Annotated in this window: 18 protein-coding genes; 1 reads left to right on the top strand and 17 read right to left on the bottom strand. The window is 47.9% G+C overall.

Annotated features, from left to right (window positions below; genetic code table 11):
* Positions 1–169 precede the first annotated feature (169 nt).
* The 4 genes from LKD41_RS09825 to LKD41_RS09810 all read right to left on the bottom strand — a co-directional run bounded on the left by LKD41_RS09825 (position 170) and on the right by LKD41_RS09810 (position 5,640).
* Positions 170–1,558, bottom strand: a complete 1,389-nt coding sequence (locus LKD41_RS09825) for a uracil-xanthine permease family protein (RefSeq protein ID WP_227701072.1) — start codon at positions 1,556–1,558, stop codon at positions 170–172.
* Positions 1,559–1,734: 176 nt separating this feature from the next.
* On the bottom strand, positions 1,735–2,505 hold the full coding sequence (locus LKD41_RS09820) for an Mrp/NBP35 family ATP-binding protein (protein ID WP_022244172.1): 771 nt from the start codon (positions 2,503–2,505) through the stop codon (positions 1,735–1,737).
* 136 nt (positions 2,506–2,641) lie between these two features.
* A complete protein-coding gene (mtnA, locus tag LKD41_RS09815) occupies positions 2,642–3,730 on the bottom strand; it encodes an S-methyl-5-thioribose-1-phosphate isomerase (RefSeq protein ID WP_227701071.1) in 1,089 nt (362 codons plus the stop codon).
* Positions 3,731–3,741: 11 nt separating this feature from the next.
* Positions 3,742–5,640 carry an ABC-F family ATP-binding cassette domain-containing protein gene (locus LKD41_RS09810; RefSeq protein WP_227701070.1) on the bottom strand — a complete coding sequence of 633 codons (1,899 nt, stop codon included), beginning with the start codon at positions 5,638–5,640 and terminating at the stop codon, positions 3,742–3,744.
* Between the two features lie 123 nt (positions 5,641–5,763).
* Here LKD41_RS09810 and LKD41_RS09805 point away from each other — a divergent pair, with 123 nt between their 5' ends.
* On the top strand, positions 5,764–6,117 hold the full coding sequence (locus tag LKD41_RS09805) for a cupin domain-containing protein (protein ID WP_022244169.1): 354 nt from the start codon (positions 5,764–5,766) through the stop codon (positions 6,115–6,117).
* Here the strand turns inward: LKD41_RS09805 and LKD41_RS09800 are convergent.
* The 13 genes from LKD41_RS09800 to LKD41_RS09740 all read right to left on the bottom strand — a co-directional run bounded on the left by LKD41_RS09800 (position 6,114) and on the right by LKD41_RS09740 (position 24,728).
* On the bottom strand, positions 6,114–7,274 hold the full coding sequence (locus LKD41_RS09800; protein ID WP_227701069.1) for an N-acetylmuramoyl-L-alanine amidase: 1,161 nt from the start codon (positions 7,272–7,274) through the stop codon (positions 6,114–6,116). The genes LKD41_RS09805 and LKD41_RS09800 overlap by 4 nt on opposite strands.
* A 29-nt stretch (positions 7,275–7,303) precedes the next feature.
* Positions 7,304–8,236: a carbamate kinase gene (arcC, locus tag LKD41_RS09795; protein ID WP_227701068.1), complete on the bottom strand. Its 933-nt coding sequence runs from the start codon at positions 8,234–8,236 to the stop codon at positions 7,304–7,306.
* A gap of 17 nt (positions 8,237–8,253) precedes the next feature.
* Entirely contained in the window at positions 8,254–9,174 is a 921-nt protein-coding gene (locus LKD41_RS09790; protein ID WP_227701067.1) for a sugar phosphate nucleotidyltransferase, read from the bottom strand.
* A gap of 131 nt (positions 9,175–9,305) precedes the next feature.
* Entirely contained in the window at positions 9,306–9,812 is a 507-nt protein-coding gene (gene purE / locus LKD41_RS09785) for a 5-(carboxyamino)imidazole ribonucleotide mutase (RefSeq protein ID WP_022244165.1), read from the bottom strand.
* A gap of 49 nt (positions 9,813–9,861) precedes the next feature.
* Positions 9,862–11,955 carry an aminopeptidase gene (locus LKD41_RS09780; protein ID WP_227701066.1) on the bottom strand — a complete coding sequence of 698 codons (2,094 nt, stop codon included), beginning with the start codon at positions 11,953–11,955 and terminating at the stop codon, positions 9,862–9,864.
* Between the two features lie 30 nt (positions 11,956–11,985).
* A complete protein-coding gene (locus LKD41_RS09775; protein ID WP_022244163.1) occupies positions 11,986–12,318 on the bottom strand; it encodes a DUF6142 family protein in 333 nt (110 codons plus the stop codon).
* Between the two features lie 32 nt (positions 12,319–12,350).
* Positions 12,351–12,821 carry a VanZ family protein gene (locus LKD41_RS09770; RefSeq protein WP_227701065.1) on the bottom strand — a complete coding sequence of 157 codons (471 nt, stop codon included), beginning with the start codon at positions 12,819–12,821 and terminating at the stop codon, positions 12,351–12,353.
* Positions 12,822–12,849: 28 nt separating this feature from the next.
* A complete protein-coding gene (gene pyrE, locus LKD41_RS09765) occupies positions 12,850–13,527 on the bottom strand; it encodes an orotate phosphoribosyltransferase (RefSeq protein WP_022244161.1) in 678 nt (225 codons plus the stop codon).
* A 264-nt stretch (positions 13,528–13,791) separates the two neighbouring features.
* A complete protein-coding gene (locus LKD41_RS09760; protein WP_118056440.1) occupies positions 13,792–14,034 on the bottom strand; it encodes a hypothetical protein in 243 nt (80 codons plus the stop codon).
* On the bottom strand, positions 14,027–14,827 hold the full coding sequence (locus LKD41_RS09755) for a PD-(D/E)XK nuclease family transposase (RefSeq protein WP_022244160.1): 801 nt from the start codon (positions 14,825–14,827) through the stop codon (positions 14,027–14,029). The genes LKD41_RS09760 and LKD41_RS09755 overlap by 8 nt, the downstream gene beginning before the upstream one ends.
* A gap of 183 nt (positions 14,828–15,010) precedes the next feature.
* Entirely contained in the window at positions 15,011–15,397 is a 387-nt protein-coding gene (locus LKD41_RS09750) for a DUF5640 domain-containing protein (protein WP_227701064.1), read from the bottom strand.
* Between the two features lie 80 nt (positions 15,398–15,477).
* Positions 15,478–24,378, bottom strand: a complete 8,901-nt coding sequence (locus LKD41_RS09745; protein WP_227701063.1) for a cell wall anchor protein — start codon at positions 24,376–24,378, stop codon at positions 15,478–15,480.
* Complete coding sequence (locus tag LKD41_RS09740) at positions 24,375–24,728, bottom strand: hypothetical protein (protein WP_022242566.1); 354 nt, start codon at positions 24,726–24,728, stop codon at positions 24,375–24,377. Before LKD41_RS09740 ends, LKD41_RS09745 begins: the two co-directional genes overlap by 4 nt.
* Positions 24,729–24,761 lie beyond the last annotated feature (33 nt).

The raw sequence follows: 24,761 nt of genomic DNA, 5'->3' as shown, positions 1-24,761 counted from the left end.
ACTTTTACTGCTGCTTATAGTATACCGTGTTTCCTTTGATTTCGAAACAACTTAATGAAATATTAAAAAACTAAACGCCAGCTATTCCCAAGCAACGCAAAACAGGTCACCCCAGCCCTCACAAGCTGGATATGACCTGTTTCTTTCTAAATGAATTGCTTTCTGTTTCTTACTGAATATCTTCTTCCTGAATCGGATTCATATCAAGTCCACGGTTGGCATCTGCCTTTGGATCATCTCCGAAATGATAATCTTTACCAGGTAAGATTGCATTTAAGATAATTCCGGCTAAGGCTGCGATTGCAAGTCCGGTTAAAGTAATGCTGGTTCCTGCAATGGTAAAGGTAAGTCCCTTGGAAAATCCAAGTCCGCTGACTAAGATTACTGCTGCAATGATTAAGTTACGGGATTTGGTGAAATCAACGTGATTTTCTACTACATTTCTGACACCGATTGCAGAAATCATACCATAAAGCATGAAGCTGACACCACCGATGATTGCAGATGGCATAGAACCAATGATTTCAGCCATTTTCGGAATAAAGCTTAAGATAACTGCAAATACAGCTGCAATACGGATCACTCTAGGGTCATGCACACGGCTTAATTCCAATACACCGGTATTCTCACCATATGTAGTATTTGCAGGACCACCAACCATACCTGCAAATGCGGTTGCAAGTCCATCACCGATTAAGGTTCTGTGAAGTCCCGGATCTTCGATAAAGTTCTCACCAACAGTTGCAGAAATTGCAGACATATCTCCGATATGCTCCATCATAGTTGCCAGTGCGATTGGTGCCATAACCAGAATTGCAGTCAGGTTAAATTTGCATAACTGGAATGGAGGAAGTCCTACCCAGCTTGCAGATGCTACTTCGGTAAAGTTTAAGATAGCACTTCCATCCGGATTAGTCAGTCCTGCTGCCTGCATAATCAGTGCTGCTGCATAGGAAATGACAACACCTAAAAGAATTGGGATAATGCGGAACATTCCTTTTCCCCAGATGTTAAAGATAATGATAACTGCCAGTGCAATCAGTGCAAGAATCCAGTTGGTGGATGCATTGTTTACTGCAGATGGTGCAAGGGAAAGGCCGATACAGATGATGATTGGTCCTGTTACAACAGGTGGCAGGAAACGCATTACTTTCTTTACTCCTACGACTTTGATAACAAGTGCAAGAATCAGATATAAAGCTCCTGCGACAACAATACCACCACAGGCATATGGAAGCTTCTCTCCCATGGTCATGTCTGCAAAGACTCCGGTATCCAACTGTGCAATCGTAGAAAATCCTCCTAAGAATGCAAAGGATGAACCTAAGAATGCAGGTACTTTTAATTTGGTACAAAGGTGGAAGAATAAAGTTCCAAGACCGGCACAGATTAAAGTAACCTGTACGGAAAGGCCTTCTCCCTTAAAATAGCTGTTCACCAGAATCGGCACAAGAATGGTTGCGCCAAACATTGCGAACATGTGCTGAAGTCCTAACAACAGCATCTTTGGAACACCAAGTGTCCGTGCGTCGCGAATTGCGTCTTTTCGTTCGTTCATAACGAAAGCTCCTCCTTAAAATATAATGTGTGATATCCGTGGAATTTTATTTTCCACGTCTGCGGTGCTTTTCATGCATTTTTCTGTTGCTATGCTGCATCCGCTTTAACTACGGGAAACATATTTTCCCGCATAAAACAGGTAACCCACCGAAATGGCAGATTACCTGTTATTATCTAAATTTGTTCCAACGCCTCAATTGCTTTGGCAATATATGGGTTGTCCATAGTATAAAATTGTCCTGCATCGGCAGCTTTTGCATATGCCGGGTCCAATGGGAGTTTTCCAAGAACGGACAAATCAAGGTCTGCTGCGATTTCATCAATATGGCTTTCTCCAAATAAAGAAATCTCTTTTCCACAATCCGGACATTTTAAATAGCTGTAATTTTCAACGATTCCAAGGACAGGAACATTCATCATCCCTGCCATGTTATATGCTTTCTTTACAATCATCTGAACCAGTTCCTGCGGAGAAGTTACGATAATGATTCCTTCTACCGGAAGAGACTGGAATACAGTCAGTGGAACATCTCCGGTTCCCGGTGGCATATCTACGAAAAGGTAATCAATGTCACCCCATACCACGTCACTCCAGAACTGCTTTACTACGCCGGCAACGACTGGTCCACGCCATACAACCGGTGTTTCTTCTGTATCAACCAATAAATTTACAGACATAATCCTGGTTCCGTCTTCTGCCACTGCCGGAAGAATCTCTTTTCCATCTCCGACTGCTTTTCCGTGAATTCCATACATCTTTGGAATAGATGGTCCGGTAATGTCGGCATCCATAATACCTACTTCATAACCTTTCTTACGCATAGCGGCTGCCATGGATGCTGTGACAAAAGATTTTCCAACACCACCTTTACCGCTGACTACGCCGATTACATGCTTTATGGATGAATGTGCATTCATTGGCTCTTTCTGAAACTTTATTGCCATTTCTATTCCCTCTTTTCGCTAAACAGGCGGTGTACGTGATCGACACCGCCTATATTTTTATTAAAACCTCATTATTACTATCATACCTTACTGATAGCCACTTTTCAAGATATCAGTTTGCACAAAAATTGATACCTTATGCATTTCTCTTCGAAAGGATTTCTTTTAAACTCTCCGTATATGGCTCTCTTGCGATTCCATACTCTGTTACAATTCCGCTGATTAAATCGTGATCTGTCACATCAAATGCCGGATTGTATACTTTGACGCCTTCCGGTGCCATCCGCTCCTGATACCACATTTCCGTCACTTCCTCTGCCGGACGCTCTTCAATGCAGATGTCATCTCCGGTTGCTGTATTTAAGTCAATGGTAGAGGTCGGTGCACAGACATAAAAAGGTACATGATACCGCTTTGCTACCGTTGCCACAACGGAGGTTCCGATTTTATTTGCGGTGTCTCCATTGGCTGCCACCCGGTCGCAGCCTACAAATACTGCCTGTACCATTCCCTGTTTCATGACGGTGCCAGACATATTATCACAAATCAGGGTCACATCCACCCCTGCTGCATGCAGTTCAAAAGAAGTAAGTCTCGCCCCCTGCAAAAGAGGTCTTGTCTCATCTGCAAATACATGAAAATGATAACCTCTTTCTTCCCCCAGATAAATCGGTGCTGTAGCAGTCCCATATTTACTGGTGGCAAGCTGTCCGGCATTGCAATGGGTCAAAATGCCATCACCCGGCTTCACCAGTGTCAGCCCGTGTTCTCCGATACTTTTGCAGACCCGGATATCTTCTTCCTGAATCTCAAGGGCTTCTTTATGAAGCAATTCTTTTATCTCTGCAACCGGCTTATTTTTATTTGCAATACAGACTTTCTCCATCCGGTTTAATGCCCAGGAGAGATTGACTGCGGTCGGGCGGGAAGAATTCAAATATTCTTTCTGTTTCTGAAAAGCTTCATAAAAGACTTCATAATCCTCTGTTTCAATTTCTTTTGCCAGAAGATAAATGCCAAAGCCTGCTGCCACACCTATTGCCGGTGCGCCACGGACTTTCAATAAATAAATGGCATTCCAGATTTCCTGTGCACTTTTTAACCGGATCAGTTCTATCGTTCCCGGCAGCTTTGTCTGGTCGATGATTTCAATGGCATTCTCTGCATCTAAGAGTGTAACCGTTGCATAATCCATAATATTCTTACTGTTTTTTTCCTTCTCCATAGCCTTATCTCCTACCTGTCCTGAGCCTTTATTCTGGCATTCAGTTCTTCTAAATACTCCCAGCGTTCCATCTTATGCTCTAATTCATCTTCCACTTTTATCTTCTCCTGGGTCAGCTCATTTAATTTTACAAAATCACTGGCAAAGCTTCCCATCTTCTCATCCAGTTCTTCTAACTTTGCTTCCAAAGCCGCAATATCGTCCTCGATGGTCTCATAATCCTTCTGCTCCTGCCAGGTAAATTTCAACTTCCTGCCGCTCTTCCAGGTCGCCCTGGAATCCTTCTTTTCGGTATTCTCTATGGCATCTGCGTTTTCCGTCTGGTCTGCTTTCTTCCCGGATGTCTCTGTGCCTGCATTTCCCACTGCTGTCTCATCCTCCGGCCGCTTGGCAAGATAATCCGTATAACCGCCCTCATACTGTCTTATGTTTCCCTGTTCAAATGCAAAAATCCGCTTTGCGATACGGTCAAGGAAATACCGGTCATGGGATACTGTAATGACGATTCCATCATAATTATCAAGATAATCCTCTAAGATTGCCAGTGTGGTAATATCAAGATCATTGGTCGGCTCGTCTAAAATCAATACATTCGGTGCTTCCATCAATACACGAAGCAGATTCAGTCTCCGCTTTTCTCCACCGGAAAGTTTTCCGATAACGCCATACTGTTCTTCCGGTGGGAATAAGAAACGCTCCAACATGGCTGATGCGGACACCAGTCCATCCTCTGTCCGGACATATTCTGCAGTATTGCGGATATATTCAATAACCTTTAAAGACGGATCCATATAGGCAACTCCCGCCGATGCATCCTTTTCAATCTCCTGGGAATAATAGCCTATCTTTATGGTCTGTCCGATAACCAGTTCTCCGGCATCCGGCTTTACCCTGCCATCGATAATCTTCATTAAAGTGGTCTTACCGCATCCATTATGTCCCACAAATCCGACTCTGTCATTCTTAAGAAAGATATAGGAAAAATCCTCAATCAGCTTTTTTTCTCCATAGGATTTACTGATATGATGAAGCTCTACCGTCGTCTTTCCCATACGACTGGAAACCGAGCTTAATTCCACCTGCTTATCAAACTGTGGTCCCGACTGGTCTCTAAGATTCTCATAACGTTTGATATGGGCTTTCTGCTTGGTAGACCTTGCCCTTGCGCCCCGCTGCATCCAGGCGATCTCCTTGCGAAGGATGGACTGCCGCTTCCGTTCCCCGGCAACTGCCATATCCATACGCTCCTGCTTCAGATTCAGATAACCGGAATAATTTTCCTGATAACTGTAAATGGAGCCTTTATCAATTTCTGCAATACGGTTACATACGCTGTCCAGAAAATACCGGTCATGGGTTACCATAATCAGTGTTCCCTTAAAGCCCTTTAAATACCCTTCCAGCCACTCTGCCATATCTGCATCCAGGTGGTTGGTAGGCTCGTCTAACAGCAGAATATCGCAGGGTGTTAAAAGCACTGCCACAAGAGCCAGACGTTTTCTTTCTCCACCGGATAAGTTTTTCGTCTTTTCCTCAAAATTATATACGCCAAGTCTTGTGAGCATGGATTTTGCCTTGCTCTCTAAATTCCACATCTGATAATCTTCCCCGGAAGCATCTGCCTGATTTTTCCGGTGTGCCGTTACCAGTACACTTTCTAAAACAGTCTCTTCTTCTCCAAATTCCGGCATCTGCGGAAGATAGCGGATTACCACATGATTTGCCTTGGTGATTTCTCCAGCATCCGGTTCCTCTAAGCCTGCCAGCATTTTCAGTAAAGTGGATTTTCCGGTTCCGTTAATTCCCACAATTCCGACTTTCTCTCCTTCCTGCAAATAAAAGGAGGCATTGGAAAATAACTTTCTTCCGGTAAATGTCTTGGTTATATTCTCTGCTGATAATAAATTCATAAAGGTCTCCTGTATTTCTTTTTCATTCTTATTGGCAATAATTTTCTATCACAATACATATTTACATTTGACTGCTCACTGGCTATACTGTAATGCATAGCACAACTATTCAGGAGGTAATATATGTATCATAGAGCATCTGAATTAAAACATATTTTTAACGAAAATATGAAAGGCGGAACCGGCACCGTTGAGATTATCCGTTCCGTCAATCCTATAGACTATGAAAGCCCAGCCAAGATGATTGCAAAACTCATCTTAAGACCGGGCTGTTCTCTCGGAAAGCATATGCATGAAGGGGAAGAAGAAATCATCACCATTCTCTCCGGCCATGCAGCCTATGACGATAACGGAACCATCGTCGCTTTAGAAGCCGGTGACACCTGCGTCTGCAAAAGTGGTGAATCCCACAGCATTGCAAATGCTTCTCCAAAAGAAGATCTCATTCTCTTTGCTGTCATTAATTATCTTGCCTAATTACCGGAAAAATAAGCATCAATCCCATTGGCGATTCCCTGTGCAATCTGAGTCTGATAAGAGTCCGTTGCCATATTGGAATCTTCGGTGGGATTTGTCATATATCCCATTTCTACAATTGTTACCGGTACGGTACTCCAGTTAATTCCACTCATGGTATCAGTCTCCCACACATATTCCTTCTTTGCACCGGTCTGTGCACACAGACTATCCAGTATATTCTGGGAAAGAGAACGGCTCTGGCTGTAAAAGCTTCCTACATACGGATTGGACGCCGTCTGGCAGATTGTCATAGCTCCATTGGCTCCGCTGTTGGTAGATCCATTGGCATGTATACGGACAAATGCTTCTGCTCCCGCATTGGTTGCAATGGCTGCCCGCTCGCTGTTACTGAGATTCACATCATTGGTTTCTCTTGTCATGACTACGGTATAACCTCTTGCTACCAGTTCATCCCGCAATTTTAAGCTGACGGATAAATTAAGCTGATACTCTGTCTGTCCGGTTGCAACACCGGATGTTCCTCCGGTTACTCTTGCCTTGGTCTCAGAAGATCCCGGTGCTACCGGCTCCGGTGTACTGTCTCCTCTGCTCTGATGTCCCGGGTCAATGCAGATGACATGTCCGCCGCTTCCGGATGTAATTCCGGTTCCTGCACTTCCAGTCAATGCTACCGGCTCCTGCGGCTTCTCTGTGGTCAGATAATCGGATGCTATATAATAAGTTCCTTCATCCAATGAGACCTGGCTCCAGCTTCCATCATTTGCAGTGCGGGTAAGTTCTTTTCCCGCAGATAATTTCTTATAAACCTCTGCATCGGTAGAAGGTTCTACTCTCACATTGACTCTTGTTGTCGTATAAACAGTCTCTTCTGCATAAACTACCGTATCCGGATTCAATACTGCCGGAACATGCTCTGTTTCCGTCTCTGTTTCTGTTTCCGTATCTACAACTTCTTCGGTGTCAATTACACTTTCTGTTGTTGGTACCTCTGTATTTGTTAATGTTTCTTCGGTATTCACATTCGCAACTGTATCGTCTTTTTTATCCTTCCCGCAAGCGGTCAGAAATACCAGACACATAACAAGCAACAGGCATACGGTAACTGCCGAGTGCCTGCTGCCCTTATGGAATGTGCTTCTTTCTGATGTTCTCATAGATTTCCTCACATTTCCCTTATATCATCTTACTTATGAATCAAAGTTCCCTTTAATCCGCTGACGCCATCTAATGCTTCCTCCAAGTTGGCAATCAGTACGGAACGGACTGCAGAATTACCGATGTAATCGATTGCTGCCTGAATCTTCGGAAGCATGGTTCCTTCTTCAAACTGACCCTCGTCCATATACTGTTTTGCTTCTTCTACTGTCATCTCATCCAATGGCTGTTCATTGGCTGTGCCATAATTTAAACACACATGCTCAACACTGGTTAAGATAATAAGCTGGTCAGCATCTAAAAGCTCTGCAAGTCTGCCTGCTGCAAGGTCTTTTTCAATAACTGCGCTGGCACCTTTTAGATTATTATCCTGCTCTAATACAGGAATACCGCCACCACCACAGGCAATTACTACCTGGTCTGCATCGGAAAGTGCACGGATGGCATCAATTTCTACGATGTCCATTGGCTTTGGAGCTGCTACGATACGGCGGTATCCTTCACCCTGTTTTACCGTATGGTTACCTTTCTTCTCCTCAGCTTCTGCCTCTTCCTCTGTCATGACACGGCCGATAATTTTGGTTGGATGATAAAATGCTTCATCGTATGGGTCTACGGTTACCTGTGTTAAAACAGTAGATACCGGTTTGTAAATTCCACGGTTTAATAATTCGGTACGAATGGCATTCTGCAAATCGTATCCGATATAGCCCTGACTCATAGCAGAGCAGACAGACATCGGAGTAGCAGTATATTCCGGATAAATTCTTGCGAATTCAGCCATTGCAGTATGTATCATTCCCACCTGTGGTCCATTGCTGTGGGAAAGAACTACCTGACAGTCATCCTTAATATAATCTCCGATTGCTTTTGCGGTAAGCTTGGTTGCTTTCTTCTGTTCCGGAAGTGTTGTTCCCAATGCTTCATGTCCTAATGCAATCACAATTCTCTTCTTTTTCATGTTACAATCCTCCAATTCTATGCCCAAAGATTTTCCGGATAGACACCGTCTTTAATCAGTCCGCGGATGGAATCCACAACAAATGGTTTGTCCTCTAAATAAGTAACTCCAAACCAGCGGTCTGCTGTCTCATAAACTTTTACGGTTGCCTTATCCTGATTCAAAAGCAATTCCACAATATTTGGCAGCAGATACTCTTTCTTCATCGGATTGTCTTCAATATGTGCCAAGAACTCACGGAAGCCCTCTTCCAGATAATCAATAAAATCCGGATAGCCAGCCCACATGTTCATAGATACATTTACATCCGGGTGAATCCATTCTGCCACATCAGCTTCTTCACAATGTACTTTTCCTTTTTCATCGGCATAGATGCTGTGTGTCTCTAAAATTTTTTCAAGATAACCACTCTTTTCATCTACCACACAGACACCACGGGTAACGGTTCCGTTATCACTCAGTGTGTTCTTCAGGATATATCCAGCCATTCCAAGGCGGAATCTTTCCTTATCCTCTTCATGATTTACCAGAAAATCATGCATCTTTACAAATGCTTCTTTTCCGTAATAATCATCTGCATTGATGACTAAAAATGGTTCCTTCACTACGCCTTTGCAGCATAATACTGCCTGACCGGTTCCCCATGGTTTTGTTCTGCCTTCCGGCACTGTAAAGCCTTCCGGTATATCATTGATATCCTGGAATACATAATCTACTTCTACCTGTTTTCCGATTCTGTTTCCAATGATTTTTTTAAAATCCGCCTCAATATCCTTGCGAATGATAAATACAACCTTATCAAAACCTGCTTCCACCGCGTCATAAATGGAATAGTCCATAATAATCTCGCCGTTCGGTCCCATTTTCTCAAGCTGCTTAATTCCGCCGCCAAAACGGGAGCCAATGCCTGCCGCCATAATAATCAGTGTTGTTTTCATTCGTATTCTCCTCAACCTTATTTTAAAACTTTTTTCTCTCTACCCTTTTCTTTTTTCCTCTATTTCACTGTTCTTACCTAATGATTTCGTCACTCGCCAGCTCTAAAAGCGTGTTGACTCACTTGCGCCTGCTATTTCATGTATTCTTTATAGCCGACTTCCTGAAGCTTCTTATCCTTTGCTTCTACCTGCTCTTTTAAATTCTTAGAATATTCTTTTAATCGTGCCAATAATGCATCATCTGATGTTGCAAGAATCTTTGCTGCAAGAATTCCTGCATTTGCGCCACCATTGATTGCAACGGTTGCTACCGGAATACCGGTCGGCATCTGTACGATAGAATAAAGAGAATCTCTTCCGCCTAAAGATGTGGTATGCATTGGAATTCCGATTACCGGCATAGGGAAGATTGCTGCACACATTCCCGGAAGATGTGCTGCCATTCCTGCTCCTGCGATAATTACTTTAAATCCTTTGCTCTCTGCGCTCTTTGCATATTCAAAAAATACATCCGGCTCACGATGTGCGGAAATAATTGTCATCTCATACTCGATTCCAAGCTGTTCCAAAATATCTGCTGCTTTTGCCATTACAGGCATATCTGAATCACTGCCCATTACAATTCCTACTTTTGCCATTTTCTTTCTCCTTTTCTCATAGATACTTGTCCTTTTAGTATACACTGTTTTACGCCGGAAATGAAGTCTTATTTTCCAACGGCTCATTCAGTTTTTCTGTGCCCGGTACTACAAACCTGCCATCTCTTATAATATCCCCGGTACTGCCATCTGCCCGTTCGATATAAATGCAGTCTAATTCATCATACGGTATCGTAATATCCGTATGGCAGTTAAAGTATGCCTTACTTTCGTCTTCTTTCCGAAGAATTGAGATTTCATTATCCCTTGCCACAATTTCTTTTCCATCCGGATTATAAACCGGCGTATCCTCCGCCTGGGAATAACAGGTATCTCCCACTGCAAAATGTGGACCTGTCTTCTCTGCAATCAGAATCGGCAATTTATCTGCAATATCAAAGTCCTTTGCCATCCGGTATGCCGTGGTATTGGTTCCGATAGCGAACTCCCCTAACGGCAGCGTATCATGATGCATCAGTACGTTATCATAAATATATTTCCGGTTCTCTTCTTCACTGTCAAAATTACTGCAGCTGTAATCCACAACTTTTCCATCTTCAAACGTCATTTTCAGGTTCTCATACCGGAGTCCGTTAAGATAGGCATAAGATACATGCAGTACTCCGTGGGTTCCGGTCAGCACCGGTGAAGTAAACACTTCCCCTACCGGAATATTGACATCTGCCACGCAATTTTCAAAGATAGTCTCTTTCTGCGGATTCTTAAGGCGGTATAATTCCACGGTCATATCTGTTTCGTTATCGCCTTTCCCTCTGATATGTGCCCGGATGCCCTGGTCTAATACTTCAATTATTTTCGCCTGCATATCCCGGTACAGGGTATAATCCAGTGTATTTAATTCCACCGTCTTATCAAAGATTTCTTCAAAATTACTGCCAATCTGCGGAAGCGGATAAGCAATAATCGTAAAGCTTCTTTCCTCTCCCTTAATATACTGATTGGTAATCTGCCCGGCCTGTGACGCATAATAGACATTTAATTCATTCTGCTTATCACTGTAATGGCAGGCAGTTTTTTTATTTTCCGGCTCAAATAACGGTTCTCCGAACACCTCGATTACAGCCGGACCTGCGTAGCCTGCTGCAAGATTTTTCTTATCTTCATATACGGTCCGGAGTGTCTCTAATCGGCGTTCCACAAAGGCTTTGTCTAAATATACTGCTTTATCTGCTTTATGGTCATAATCAAACTGACGGTTCACAGAAGTTGCATAGCAGCCCCGCTTGGAGTTGCCGCGGTTACGGAAGGAAGAAAACGCCTCCCGGTAAATCGTCGGTTTTAATCCCATCTTCTCAAAATTTGCAATTGCTGCCCGCACCATACGTTCCATTCCGATGGCATACTCCACATTTACGGTAGATTTTATGGATAAGTCTTTTCCGGTAGTAACAAATCCAATCCGGTAGCCTTCCGTATAAGTATCCGCCATTGCCTGAATCTTCTCCTGCGGAAGCTGGTTCATATACTCTGCCATACGGATTTCATTTTCTCCGATAGGCTCTCCATAATAATAAAGGTATTTTAAATCCTGTAAATCAGAATCCATTACTATCCGGGTAAAGAAATCCCGGCTGGCATCTACCATTTCACAGACGCTGCGCTCGGTAAACAATTCACTGTAATCGTGGAAAAACCAGTAAATTGCCTGCTGCACTTCTTTCGGGGTTGTTCCCTCTTCGTCATTAAAACAGGTATAAACCTGGATAAACAATTCACAGAAGCAGGTATAGGCTTCCACATCGCCCTCATAAGCATAAGGAATCAGGCTCCGAAGCTCTGCATAGAGCATGCTAAGGAGTGTGCCGTATTCCTCGCCCAGGGTTTCACAGGCATAATCCGGGTTGGCATAGCTTTCTTTATAATGTTCCGGCAGAATGTCCTCATACAATGCTTCATTTATCTTCTGTAATGTTTCCCTGCTCTGGCTGCAGAAGCTGTCATTTAATACCTGCCGCAATACTTCTTCCGTTTTTACAATAAATGCTGCTGTTCCTTTAAAATAAGCACGGAACGGCTCACAAACCTCCGGTTCTGCCGCAAGTTCATGTATCCGCTCCGTCACCAAATCCAGTCGTTCTGTAATTGCTTCTCTTTCTTCTGCGTTTAAATTCTGATATTCCATACTTTCTATCCTTTATATTTCTAATTTTGCCTACAACAGAATACCGCCTGCATAGACAGCAATCCAGATAAGCAGTGAAAAAATTGACAAAAATGTAGCAGCATACGGAATGCTGCGAAATGAATTTTCCTCCTTCAGGCTTATGATTGCAAGAATCACTGCGGCTAATGCTGCAAAAAAGGCAAGGATTCCATAGCAGGCTATGTATATGCTTAAATTACCGGCACTTCTGAATGCAAGAACTACCATCACCACAAAACTGACCAGTGACAGTAGTGCCAGAACAAGTGCTGTAATTCCTCTTTTTGAAAGTGTCTTTTCTGTAAATTTATATTTTCTGTATCCTCTTCGTCTTTTTCTCATGTTCTTTCTCCCGATACATTTTGTACCGAAGTCTATTCTTTCTGCTCAAATTTGTGACACCGGATATGATTTGCCAGCAAAAATCCAACATATCCAATTGCCCCGCCGATGGTATTTAAAATCAGATCATCTACATCAAAGCTTCCTACCTTGGATACAAGCTGTACCAGTTCTACCAGCAGACTGAAGTCAAAACTCAAAAGCACTACCCGGTAGAACTTTCTCTGGTTATGTGCCAGTAATGGCAGAAGCATTCCATAAGGAATAAAAGCGACAATATTTCCCAGAAGGTTAAAGCAGACTGCTTTCGCGCCCAGTGCCTTCCGGTAAATAATAAACCGCTTGATTTCTTTTAAGGGCATAAGATTATAATGGTAGCTTCTTTCGGAATAGGTTCTTCCCAGCATTTCTGAGAAGAACAGGAAATAGCAAAGCAGACCCAGATATATTACGAATAAAATCCATGCTCCGATACGAAGCAGTTTTCTCGTCTTCTGACTCAATTTCTTTTCCCCATTTCATTTTTGCTGTTTATTTTGCCCCATACTGCTCATAATATTTATCAATTGCTTCTTTCATCTTATCATCAATGATAAGCCTGCCCTGGCATGGACGGTTGTATAAACACTCTACCACATCTGCCATGCTGACAATTGCATTTGCAGGGAAACCATATTTCTCCTGAATCTCATCGAGTGCACATTTGTCTGTCTCAAGTCCTTTTTCCATACGGTTTAAGGATACCATCAGTCCAAGAATGGTTACATCTCCCTGTGCCTGAATGATTGGGAATGTCTCCTGAATAGATTTTCCGGATGTCGTTACATCCTCAATAATAACAACACGGTCACCATCTTTGATTTTGCTTCCAAGCAAAATTCCGGTATCGCCATGGTCTTTTACTTCTTTACGGTTAGAACAGTAGCGAATCTCTTTGCCATAAAGACGACTGAATGCGATTGTTGTTGCAACAGAAAGCGGAATTCCCTTATATGCCGGTCCAAACAGTACATCAAAATCAGTACCATAGTGGTCGTGAATTGCTTTTGCATAATATTCTCCAAGGCGGGATAACTGTGAACCGGTTACATATGCACCTGCATTCATAAAAAATGGTGACTTTCTTCCACTCTTTAATGTAAAGTCACCAAACTTCAAAACCTCACTCTCCACCATAAATTCGATAAACTCTTTTTTATATGCTTCCATTTTATTAAAACCTCCTGATTTTAAGCCATTCTTCGGCATTTTGTATTTTAAATTTTGCTTTACTGTGCCACAACTGTACCATTTAACGATTTACCCATATATATCAATCCTTTCTGATTTGTTCAGCAAACCAAAAAGTTAAGCATAGATATACTTTCTTAGCATACCACCAAATTCACTTTTTTTCAACTGACAAATCATCATATTCATTGTTCATATTCATTGTTTCCAAATCTATTCTCATATGACAGTTCTGGTTTCAAGTCAACTTTCCATTCCATTAAATCTTATGGTTGACATTGTAAGAGCTGACATATATATCTTCTTCCACCTCTCCCTTCTTTTGAGGTCACAAACTGTGACCTCAAACAGTATCATCGTGTTCCTTCTTGTTTTGCTTCCCACTCTTCCACCGTTCGAAGTGGTATCTGAAAATTGTTTTTCTTCCTTTACAACAAATATGGAGCAGATTTCTCTGCCCCATACGCACACCTTATAATCAGGCAAGAACTGCTTCCTGCTTTACGATTTCTTTCACTTCATCCAAAGACAAGCCGGAATAACGTGCCATTTTCTCAACGGATGTTTCGCCATCACGAATCATACGAACAACGAACTCACGTGTTACTTCTTCACGCTCCTGATTTCTCATTTCTTCAATTGCTTTGCACATACTCTCAACTCCTTTCGCATCTTCCTTGAAGTATCTGACTCTGTCTGCCAGTTTTCCATAAAACATATCATCCGCATCGGTACAGGAAAAATCATGCATCAGCTTCCCGATATCCGAATCCCCTCGATATGCTCCATTCACATACAGGATGTGGGAACCATCATCAAAAAATTCATCGGTTTCCAGAATTTTTCTCTCTACTCTGTATATCGGCTCTCCTTTTCCTATCACATCATGCTCCGTAATAAATATCACATATGTTTCCGGAAGAAAATTGACATCTTCCTGTGGTGCAAGTGCATTGGCATCCAACATACTGCTGTTGTGTCTTGCACGCTTTCGTCCTGCTCCCTTATCCGCTCGCTGCACCTCTATATCGTATTCCTTATTCTCAGAATCCGTAGCCTTTACATCCAGCCTAACGGAACGCCCCTGCAAATTCTGGATGACATATTCCGTTTTAGAATGAAGAACCTTAAGGTCCTCTTTATTCATTATAATACGCAGAACAAGCTCCGCACATTCATCATGATCTTCAAAGCATTTCTTCAAAAAATCGTCATCAAACAGGCGAAATTCTCTTATTCTCTGCATATCCTGCTCGTGTTTTTGTTGCTTTGTCAGCATTCTTATCACCTCCAAATCTCTTCGGTGTTCTTCCTGTATTTCTGACCTCTGGTTATAGTATACACGAAAAAACACCTCCTGCCTACTAATTAATTTGTGAAATTTTAATAACCTCTTTCACAATCATATCTCTTTAAAATTCCATACAATCTCCACCCTGTTATCTGTGTGTTCTGTTGTATTTCACACGATAATCATATTCCTCCGTAAAATCATCATAGGCGGACATCTTGTAACGCATACTCCGCTCAGCTCGTATGTCCTGCCGACCGTGCCCTCGCCACCGATCAAGGTAAGGGTATTTCCATCAACGGTAAATTCATATTCGGAATCCCGCACCGACTCGTTGGCGTAATCGATCATGAGCTTGTTGCCGTCGATGGTATAGGCGAAATCGTAGGATATGGAGGGCAGCTCCAGTGCGGCGATCGCACCGCAAAGCACCATACGGCGCTGCGTCTGTTTTTTCTTCCTTTTTCTGATTCTCTCTACCGTTTGATCTGACTTGTTCGTGAATCGTCCCGGCGGTTGCTGCCTGATGGGGCGGTTCGATTGATAATCCTGCATCATGTGGTTCTTCTCCAGTCCAAGCGAAAGGGCGATGACGGCAATGTCCGTCACCGCCCTTTGCTCAAAGGTTCGCAGCTGATTTATTCAGCGTTTTCTTTCTTCTTTTTGCTGTAAACGTTGATGCCGATTACTGCGCCGCCGCTGATAAACAGCAGTGCGATCCAGAGGATCATATTGCTGTTGTCACCGGTTTTCGGGCTTTCTGCGCCGGTGTCCGGGTTGGTTTGCGTAGGATCGGTCGGTTTTGTTGTGGAGCCGGCAGCCGGAATCTCAACTGCCGCCTTCTTGTAGCCGCAAACCTTGCACTCCTCATGCCTGGAGCCCTTTAGGGTTGCGGTCGCTTCCTTATCTACCACCCACTTGAAGCTATGTACTGCAACATCGTCCTTGTCACCGCAGGAGCACTCATGCCAGTGGTTGTCGGCGTCGTACTTCCACTCGCTGCCGTAGCTGTGAGTATGCTCACCGCCGCCTGTGCCACTATTGCGCAGAATCGTCAGCGTGTAGGTTTTAGCACCGATTTCCACGACAATGTCGGTTGTGCCGCTGTCGGGGATGGCAACGGTTGCGCTGCCGCCGGTGGACAGAGCCTGTCCGTTGATGCTCACGGGCTCGCCGTTTCCAGACACCGCTGTGACTAGCGTAGATGTTGCTCCGCTATCATTTTGCAGCGTATAGGTATAGTTCGTTCCGTTGGCGGTAAAATCGCCGATCCCCACTGCCAGACCTTCAAAGGTCAGAAGGTCATTACCGGGCACTGCGACTCGCACCACTACGCGGGTGCCAAGCTGGGAGAAGGTGACGGTTTCCGTCCGGAAGGTTTCCCCGGAGATGGCACCGCCAATACTGGTCTTTTTCGTTTCCAGAACGGTCCCGGCAGCATCCAGCAGCGTGGCCACCAGCGTTGCGCTAGTCTGAGACTGCAGGGAGTTGTTGCGCAGGGTAATGGCGGCGGTGCTGTGACCGTTGCCGTCGTTCCCCTGTGTCACATCCATAGTCATCCGCTCTCCGGTGCGGGCCAGTGCGCCGGTCATATGGACGCTGGCCTCGCTGTCACTGCCGTCATACTCCGGCAGGCGCTGATTGCTTCCTGTTCCACCGATCTGACCTTCCACCCACGCCTCGGCGTACAGATAGGTACCCACATTGGGGATCTCGGTTTTGCCAATGGATGTCATATACCCGCCCAGATCATAGGTCAGGTCCAGTGTAAAGGTTCCCTGATCGATGCGGGCGAGGGCGCTGTCTTCGGAAATGGTAATTTCATTATCGCGAACCGATACGCCGTTTGTGGCGCAGTCTACCGCTGCAGATTGGGTATGCAGATCGTCCGCATAGAACGCAAGCTTCACCTCGCGGTTCTTTCCGCCGGCCAGCGTGGCGGCAGAGGAATTATATAGGGTCATGCGCACCGTGCGTTTGCCGGCACTCTCCGCAATCACTTCCATTTGCGAGATGCCAATGTCTGGATAATCCAGATACACTGTGCCGTTTTCGTTGATGCCGCCGGCGGCGGTGATGGTATAGCTCGGGTCGGTCACGCGATCCTTCACATGGTGCCAGACGGTAAGGGTGGTGCTTTCATTGGGCAGCAGTGTTTCCGTAAGGGTGACGGTTTCCCCGCTGTCAAGGCTGACCGTTAGGCTTGTCACATCGTTCAGCCCGGTGTTGCGGATGGTAAAGCGAATGGGTGTCAGGCTGTTCAATGCCAGCGTTGCATAATCCACACCGATCTGTTCCACAGCCACCGCATCGGTGATAAAATTAGAGGTAGCAGTATAGAGGATCGTTTCCTCCCCCGGAACGGTCACGCCGCCGATTACCTCTGGGTTTTTATCGTCATACCGGGTTGCCTGAATGGCAGCCTGCACCTGATTGGTGCCGCTGACATAGGCATCAAAATGGTCAGCCAGCGTGCGATCCGGCAGCTCTGCCAGTTCCAATGGTGCAGACAGAGTGTAGGTATTTGTGGCATAGCGCAGCTTGGCCGCCTTCAAAATGCCGTGATCTACCGCGCCGTTGGCATCATTGACAGTCTCATTCCAGACGATGGTAAGATCATTGAGGCTGCGATGATCCCCACTGAGGGAAGCGAAGCGGAAGTCTCCGCCCACGACGGCGTTGCCGCTGCTGGTCAGGGCAGACAGAGAGCCGGGGAAACTGTTGGACATGGTGCCGCTGCCGTCCACAGCCAACAGCTGGATATCGCTGCTGCCGTCTCGGACACTATGCCAACCGATGACAAATCGGTCATCCCCGCTGCCGAAGTTGGCTGCAACGACCTGGGGGTTTTCGTCAAGATTGCTGTCACAGGTCGCCAGCATGGCTGTACCGGGAGTTCCGTCAGCAGCCACGGTACAATAGGCGATCTCGTAGGCGGAGGTATCTCCGGTTCCGCTGCGGTCCAGCGAGTAAACCGCCATAGCGGTTCCGTCGGGCAGCATGGCCGCCTGCAACGCCTTCACGCTGCCAGTAGCACCGTTATAAAGCATTTTGGACTTGCTCCAGGTGCCGTTACTGCTGTCATAGCAACGGTACATGATACAATCTCTGGTCGTGAAGTTCAGCAGGTTGTTGCTGTCCTGCGTACCGGGATCGGGGGTGTAGACGCTGCGCCAGAACACGATGGCCTTGCCGTCGCCGCCCACTGCCGTGGCTGGGGCCAGATCCGGCATGCCGTCGTTGGTTAGGCGGGTGGAAGTCCAGGTTGTGCCGTCATAGACGGACACTACGATTTCCGTGCTGTTCATCAGCAGGTTTTGCTCTTCCAATGTCACGGAATCACCGGCATTTTTACCCGGCAGGTCGGTGCCCATGCGAACCCAAGCCGCCGCCGCGAAGCTGCCAGTGCCAGACAAAGAAACGCTCGTGTCACCGTAGCCGGGGAACTCTGTGGAAGCGTCAATTTCACTGGAGAGAGTATAGACGCCGCCATTGAGGGTGGAGAAATGCGCCCGGCTGTCGTAAATACTGCTGCTGTTGCCGTCGTTGATGTAGGCCAATACCTTCCCGTCATCGCTGAGCTGTGGATAGGATGTGGGGTTGGCATTGGTCTGGATGTTTTCCAGCCCACTGGTGGAGTTCAGAGAGAACAGCATCATCCGCTGCTGGGGCTGGCCCCAAGTACGGGCATATTGCTCCAGATAGTCCCGGCTTTGGAGCGTTGCACTGCCAGAAGCCACCTGCATTCCGCTCTGGGCCGCCGCCATCCGCAGCGAGGCAAGGCTCAGCCCACTGGTGGCGTTATTCCAGTAGTTGTCGATTGTTTTCCAGTCATTAAAAGTCCTGGTAGCTCCAAGGGTTCCGGAGGCGATCACCGCCTCGTAGGAGATAAACAGGAAGTTGGCCACAAATTTGATTCCCACTTCGCTTTGGATCCCCAGGGCCTGACCGTTGATCTGGCGCTTTGTCTCGTCGGCAAGATAGGTGCGGGAAAGGAACTTATTCTGACTATCCACATCCAAATTGCCGAATAGGCCGATCTTCAGCGCCACGACCGAATAGTCAAATCCAATGCCGCCAAACGCGTGGACATAGGCGTTGATACGCAGCGTGGTCAAAAAGTCATTCACTGCCGTGGCCGTTGGATCGCTCCAGGCAAGCTCTGTACCCTCGCCCTGCCGGCCGTAGCGCACTGCGGTACGGAAATCCAGCTGAATGGCACCACCCAGCTCAAAGGTTGCTGTCAACGGTACGGGGCCAGCCATGGCGTTCACGCTGAAGGTGAAGCCCACGCCAACGCCGGCGGTAAAGCCGCCGCCTACGGTGAAAACCTCCCACTCCTTTTTTTCGGCGTTATAGCGGATTTCCGCTTCGTAAAAGCCCTCCAACTGCAAGTTGAGATCCGTGTTGGTGACCTTGCCGGCCATGGGGTTGGCTTTGTACTCCCCCTCGGGATTATAGGTGCCTTTGGCCATCTGACTCAGATCCCCGGTCCCGGGCACGCCCACTTCCAGGTTCTGTGTCAGCACATTCGCACCCAAGGCCACGCCGTCCTCGGAATAGTCCATGTCCTCCATCTCCAGCGTATTGTACCCGGCCCAAATCATGGCACGGAACACGGAGGGATCTTCGCTAGGGGTGATAATCATTTTGAACACGGATGTGTCCACCGGACCGCTCAGATCATCCAGCCGTCCGGTCAGCACCTTGAGAATGTTACTATCGCCCACTCCGCCAAAGTCAACGTCATTCACTCCACTGGAGTCCTTCATCGTCAGCAGAATACCGGTGACGCGCTCATCCTCTGTCACCTTGGGCACTCGGGTCAGATCAACGACCCGGAAGGGCATTATTTTCTCTTGCAGCAGGCTGCCGTTCAGGCTCAGCTGCGTTTTCATACCTACATCCTTGCCGTCGGCGATCCATCCAGAGGTGGTCATGGTGGCCTCGGTGAGGGTCAGATCGTTTTCCGCTACAGGGATGGATGAGAAGGGATACTGCGTGGTACTGCTGCTCTGGGCGGCAGGAAGAACGCCGTATTCGTCCGCCAGCTTGAGACTGTAATTCTTCGCGTTGGCAATCTTCTCGCCCCAGAGGAACATGGTGGTGTGCAGGGTTGCTGTTTTAAAGCTGCTGTTAGGGCCAATCTTCCCAGTCGAGTTGCGGACATCCACCTTCTGACCGTTGGCAAGACCGTAATCAACGCTTTGCGCCACAATGAAGGGTTTGTTTTCCTCCCCTTCCGGCACGCACTCCAGAGAGACAACGCCCTCTGCGGTGCGCATTACATCATCCACGCCCAGCTTGCCGTTGACGGTCAGCAGCAGCGGATAGTACTTGTCGCCGTCAATTGCGCTGATCTCCAGAATGTACTCCAGCTGATCCAGAGCGGAAAGCACCGTGGTGTTGCACTCGCCCTTTTCGGCCGACCAGAACTGGGTGGAATCCAGATAGACGGTTATATTTCCCTCCGCATCCGTGGTATAGGTGTCGCCGGTGATGCCGCTGACAAGTGCTCCTGCCCCGGAGCCCAGCAGAGCTGTCTCGCAGTAGCCTCCGTTTTTATAAACGCCACCGCGAACGGTCACCGTCTTGTTCGCCAGCGGATCGCCGCCCGGCGTGATGAGCGTCACAGATGCCCGGGCGACTCGCCGAAGGCTGAAGGTATTCAAGGGATAAAGCTGCAGTTTTGTGGCATCCTGCTCGCCGGAACGCAGATTTTCTTTATAGATGGTGCCCAGATAAATATCCGCGCCGGAGCCGGACTGCAGAGACACCTCACTGGCGATTCCGTTGGGTTCGTAAAGCGCCAGCACGCCTTCACTGTTGGTCGTGACCGTTTTGGACACACCTTTGCCATCGGTGTATTGCAGCGTAGTTTCCGCTGCAGGCGTCAGCTGGAAGAGATAGAACTTATTTTGCAGCGTTTTCGCTGTCACCTGTACATCGGCACGCATGCCCGTGGCGGCATGGGTAGCCGTGACGGTTGCGGTACCGTTGGCCAAGCCGGACAGCGCCATTTTGGTTTCGGGAAGGTAGGAATCAAAGGAGAAGTTTCTGATGTCCTCATACAGTCCGCCCTGCTTGTAGTTGACGGAAATGGCATTGTTGTTGCTGGAGAGCCACCGGATGCCGTCTTTAAAGGAGTTCCATCCGTACTCGTCATAGTTGATGCCTATGTACTCGATCAGCCCCAACTCCTGGCGCAGCTGCAAAATTTCAGCTGTATCAGTGGGCAGGCTGCCGCTGACCTTGGAGGTATTGTCCATGGTCAGCTTAGAAATCGTGTCTCCTTTGTCGTCCTGCACCTTCAGTGCGTCGGCATCGTAGACATACAGGGGGAAGGAGTCTGTGCTGGGAGATTCCTCACCAGGGTTCTCCACGCTCAAAACCACTTGATAGGTGTCCTTTAGATTGCCGTCCTTCACACTCTGCAATGACAGGGAGAAGCTTCCGGAGGTACCGGATAGGCTCTCTCTGGCCACCTCTTGGGTGGTGTTGTCCTCTGTGACCCGGGTAATGGTCAGCGTGGGCTGTTGAGAGGCCCCGTCAGTGGCGTTTTCCACCGACCAGTCGATATTGACGGCGCTGTCGGTATCCGTGAGGTAAATGCTCTGGGGCGGTGTCAGCTTGGCTGTGGCAGGTGGTGCCTGCACGATGATCCAGGCAAGTGCCGACAGGCGGACGTTCTCACCCTCGGCGTTGGGGTGCGGCATGGAGACCAATACCGTGTAGGCAGGGGTATCGCCGTTGGAGAGCCTGGAGAGCACATTCTCCTCGATCCGCACGCTGTTTTTATCCTTGCCGGCGGTATAAGTCGCAACGGGATTGAGGCCGCTCAGCGCCGCCTCATTCGCGTAGTTGCCCTCATACAGATCAATCCTGTAATTGAACTCTTTGTCCGGTGCCATCAGCGCGGCGTTGGAGCTCCACAGCACGGTGGCGGGCTGATTTACCCGCGTCACGATGGACGATCCGCCGGGAATCACCAGTGCTAAGGAATCGCCTGCCGTCACGGTATAGGGCTCTGACTCGCCCGTCACATCATCGGTAGCGTCCTCAGTCCCGTTGTCCGCCGTAAAGGTAAAGGTGACGGCTCCCACCTTGGTTCCTGTGGTGGCAACAACGCCGGTATCCTCGTTGATGGTGGCAATGAGCGTGTCACTGCTGCTCCATTTGCCGGTGGTGTAGCTTGCCTGCTCACCGCCTTCCCCAAAAACCTCGGCCCTAAGCGTGGGGCGGGTGGTTTCGCCGAGGGAAATCGTATAGTCGGCGTCATTCGCTTCCGGGACGATGGTCACCGTGTGCGCGGAAACTTTCTTTGGCACCGTGAACTGCCGGGTCAGGGGAAGAACATTCACCCAGTCAGGAGCGTCTTTCGTGCCCTCGTTGGCCTGCAGCGTCACCGTATAGGTGCGGGTGTTAGCCGCGGGTGCGATTGCGTAGTCGCTAATGGTGAAGGCTTCCTTCTCTGTGTCCAGATAGACCTGCAGATGGATTGGTTCAACCGCGGAGTCGTACCTCAGCTCGAGGCGGAAAGGGGCTTCCTTCGGCTCTGTTCCTTCCGGGGTGTGATAATTGCTGTATGCGGTCTCGTAGTCCTGCGCCATGTTGGCCTGCATCGTGAACGATGCCTTGCCGTTGGCGTAGGTGGCCGTCAGTTCGGTGGAAGCGTTGCGCATCAAGACGCTCTTCAGCGTAACGTCGATAATCGAATCGCCTTGATAGAGTGTGGTATCCAGCATATGGCCGAAAACATCTTCCACACCGGTCATACCATTGACGGTGACCGTGGTGGCATCCGCATCCTGCACCGGGTACCAGAGCATTGCCGTGACACCGTAGTTGTTCATGGAAAGAGCAGCGGCGGTATACTCTTTGCCATTGATGGTCACGCTGGCGTTTCTAAGATCCACGAACTCGTTAAAGGTAACTGTGATGGGCACATGCTGTCCGCTGGCATAGGTTCCCGCCGGGGCCGTGACGCTTTGAATGATGGGGGCGTCCGTGTCCAACAGCCTGGCGGTGACGCTGCTGGTATTGACGGTGGCGGAGGCATATGGTTGGTCGTCAATTACACTCTTCATATACAGTCGGAAGGGCAGCCAGTACTTCTGATCCCCTCTGTTTTGCGTGGTAGACTGCAGGGAGATTTTGACCGTACTGCCCTTTTGAATCGTACAGTTCCCCGGTTTCTTTCTGTCGCCGCTGGTGGGCGTCAGATCTGCTTCATCGAACTTGTACTCCATCAGATAGAACGGGGCATGGGGTTGTGTGGCACTATCATAGCCATACGGCGCAGGGCCGGTATAGGTCTCTTTGCCGGGGTTCCAGTCAAACTTGATGCTGGCGTCGATTTGGTATGGCTGATAAAATTTGGATGAGCCGCCGGGAAGCACCGAGTTGCGGGCGCCCTCCAGAATTCCGATGGTATCGCTTAGTGCAACGAAATCCGGATTTTTGGCACCCTCGCCGGCATTGTATTCATCCGCCAGCAAAGGAATATACATATCCCCCTGTATTGTGCCTTCACTTTTGTATGTTTTCTCATAGTCCGGCGCGGTCATTGATGTTTTTATTGCGGGGGCGTCAACCGTCTTTTTTAGCTTGAGCTGACAGTGGTCGGCATAAGCGGCGCCGTCATAGAACACCAGATTTTCCGCATCGTAAAATTCGATCATCCCCAGCAGGTCGCCATAGGAATAAGAATCCTTGAGCCAGTCTGGGTTCCCTCCATTGGTTTGAACCTTGACAGTGATTTTACAACCACCTAAACTGTAAGTTTCGCCTACGTCATAGGTCAGCTTGTAGGACCCGTCGCTTTGCTCGACGACCTTACTCGTCTCGCCTATCGAGACCTCCACATCGGTGATATACTTGCTGAGCTGGCCTCCTTGAATGCGGTAGGAAAAGCCGGCCGGTTTTCCGCGGTATACAGTAAAAGTCCCGGATTTCCATTCGTTGTTTGCTTGTCTCTCCAGTGTTTGGCTCATCATGCCGCTCATATCCACCGTCTCAACGCCCTCAGGCTTTGTGGCAGAGGCGGAATACTGCAAACTGATACCCTGCAGCTCCAGCTGCTCCATCAGGCTGTTGAGATTCTCCAGTGCTTCCCCAGTAAACTCCCTGCCGGAGAAATAGGTGTCCTTGATCCGCTGCAGCTCCTGTTCGATTTGGATCATGGTCTTCAAATCGCCCAGCGCCACCGGAGTCCCATCCACGTCGGCTATACGGGTGAGATCCGTGGCGGGATTTTCCAGCAGTTCCATGACGGCCGCCAGTGTCAACACCTGGCCGTCCAGCGTGATGGTTTGATCCACCTTGAAATTGCCGTCTTCATCCAGCAGCCCCAAAGCGTTCAGCATGGAAAGCACCTGGTCGCTGCTACCGCCAGTCAGGTCGGCGAGCTGCTCCAAAATCGCCTGATTTTCCTCAGGTGTGTTGCCCAGCGAATCGCTCACCGATGCAAACGCAGTTGTCGGCAGCATGGTCAGCACCATGCAGCATAGAAGCAAGATACTGAGTATTCGTTTTTTCATTGGCTTTTCTCCTCCTTTTCGTGTCGGGCGGGCTTATCCTCTCCGCCTTTTCTACAGTTTTCTCTGTTTCTGAGCCGAAAGCACAGCGCAGTGATCGCTGCCGCCGCAGCAAAGGAGACGACGCCCACCAGCACATAGCCGCCTGCGTCCTCCCGCAGAAGCATCGCGCCGAAGCTGCCCCATGCGGCGGTCTGTCCCTGCACTGCAAATGCGTCTGCCGCCTGCATCAGCACCGCGAACAGCAGCATACACGCGGCGCTCAGTCCATATATGCCGCGTTGCTGCCTTCGGCGGTTGTTTTCCCGCACCCGCTGCTTGACGAGTGCGACCCGTCTTGCGGTATCGTACATTTCGTTTGAACCCCCCTTCCGGTTTGTCTGAAA

This window comes from Roseburia sp. CLA-AA-H209, assembly GCF_020687575.1.
GTDB classification, from domain to species: Bacteria; Bacillota; Clostridia; order Lachnospirales; family Lachnospiraceae; genus Roseburia_C; species Roseburia_C amylophila.
The sequence above is the reverse complement of the archived record's forward strand: the minus strand, read 5'-3'. Positions and strand labels throughout refer to the sequence as shown.

Excerpts from the sequence above, each read along its gene's own strand:
- LKD41_RS09825 (WP_227701072.1), bottom strand. The coding sequence starts at position 1,558 with ATGAACGAACGAAAAGACGCAATTCGCGACGCACGGACACTTGGTGTT.
- LKD41_RS09820 (WP_022244172.1), bottom strand. The coding sequence starts at position 2,505 with ATGGCAATAAAGTTTCAGAAAGAGCCAATGAATGCACATTCATCCATA.
- mtnA (WP_227701071.1), bottom strand. The coding sequence starts at position 3,730 with ATGGAGAAGGAAAAAAACAGTAAGAATATTATGGATTATGCAACGGTT.
- LKD41_RS09810 (WP_227701070.1), bottom strand. The coding sequence starts at position 5,640 with ATGAATTTATTATCAGCAGAGAATATAACCAAGACATTTACCGGAAGA.
- LKD41_RS09805 (WP_022244169.1), top strand. The coding sequence starts at position 5,764 with ATGTATCATAGAGCATCTGAATTAAAACATATTTTTAACGAAAATATG.
- LKD41_RS09800 (WP_227701069.1), bottom strand. The coding sequence starts at position 7,274 with ATGAGAACATCAGAAAGAAGCACATTCCATAAGGGCAGCAGGCACTCG.
- arcC (WP_227701068.1), bottom strand. The coding sequence starts at position 8,236 with ATGAAAAAGAAGAGAATTGTGATTGCATTAGGACATGAAGCATTGGGA.
- LKD41_RS09790 (WP_227701067.1), bottom strand. The coding sequence starts at position 9,174 with ATGAAAACAACACTGATTATTATGGCGGCAGGCATTGGCTCCCGTTTT.
- purE (WP_022244165.1), bottom strand. The coding sequence starts at position 9,812 with ATGGCAAAAGTAGGAATTGTAATGGGCAGTGATTCAGATATGCCTGTA.
- LKD41_RS09780 (WP_227701066.1), bottom strand. The coding sequence starts at position 11,955 with ATGGAATATCAGAATTTAAACGCAGAAGAAAGAGAAGCAATTACAGAA.
- LKD41_RS09775 (WP_022244163.1), bottom strand. The coding sequence starts at position 12,318 with ATGAGAAAAAGACGAAGAGGATACAGAAAATATAAATTTACAGAAAAG.
- pyrE (WP_022244161.1), bottom strand. The coding sequence starts at position 13,527 with ATGGAAGCATATAAAAAAGAGTTTATCGAATTTATGGTGGAGAGTGAG.
- LKD41_RS09755 (WP_022244160.1), bottom strand. The coding sequence starts at position 14,827 with ATGCTGACAAAGCAACAAAAACACGAGCAGGATATGCAGAGAATAAGA.
- LKD41_RS09750 (WP_227701064.1), bottom strand. The coding sequence starts at position 15,397 with ATGATGCAGGATTATCAATCGAACCGCCCCATCAGGCAGCAACCGCCG.
- LKD41_RS09745 (WP_227701063.1), bottom strand. The coding sequence starts at position 24,378 with ATGAAAAAACGAATACTCAGTATCTTGCTTCTATGCTGCATGGTGCTG.
- LKD41_RS09740 (WP_022242566.1), bottom strand. The coding sequence starts at position 24,728 with ATGTACGATACCGCAAGACGGGTCGCACTCGTCAAGCAGCGGGTGCGG.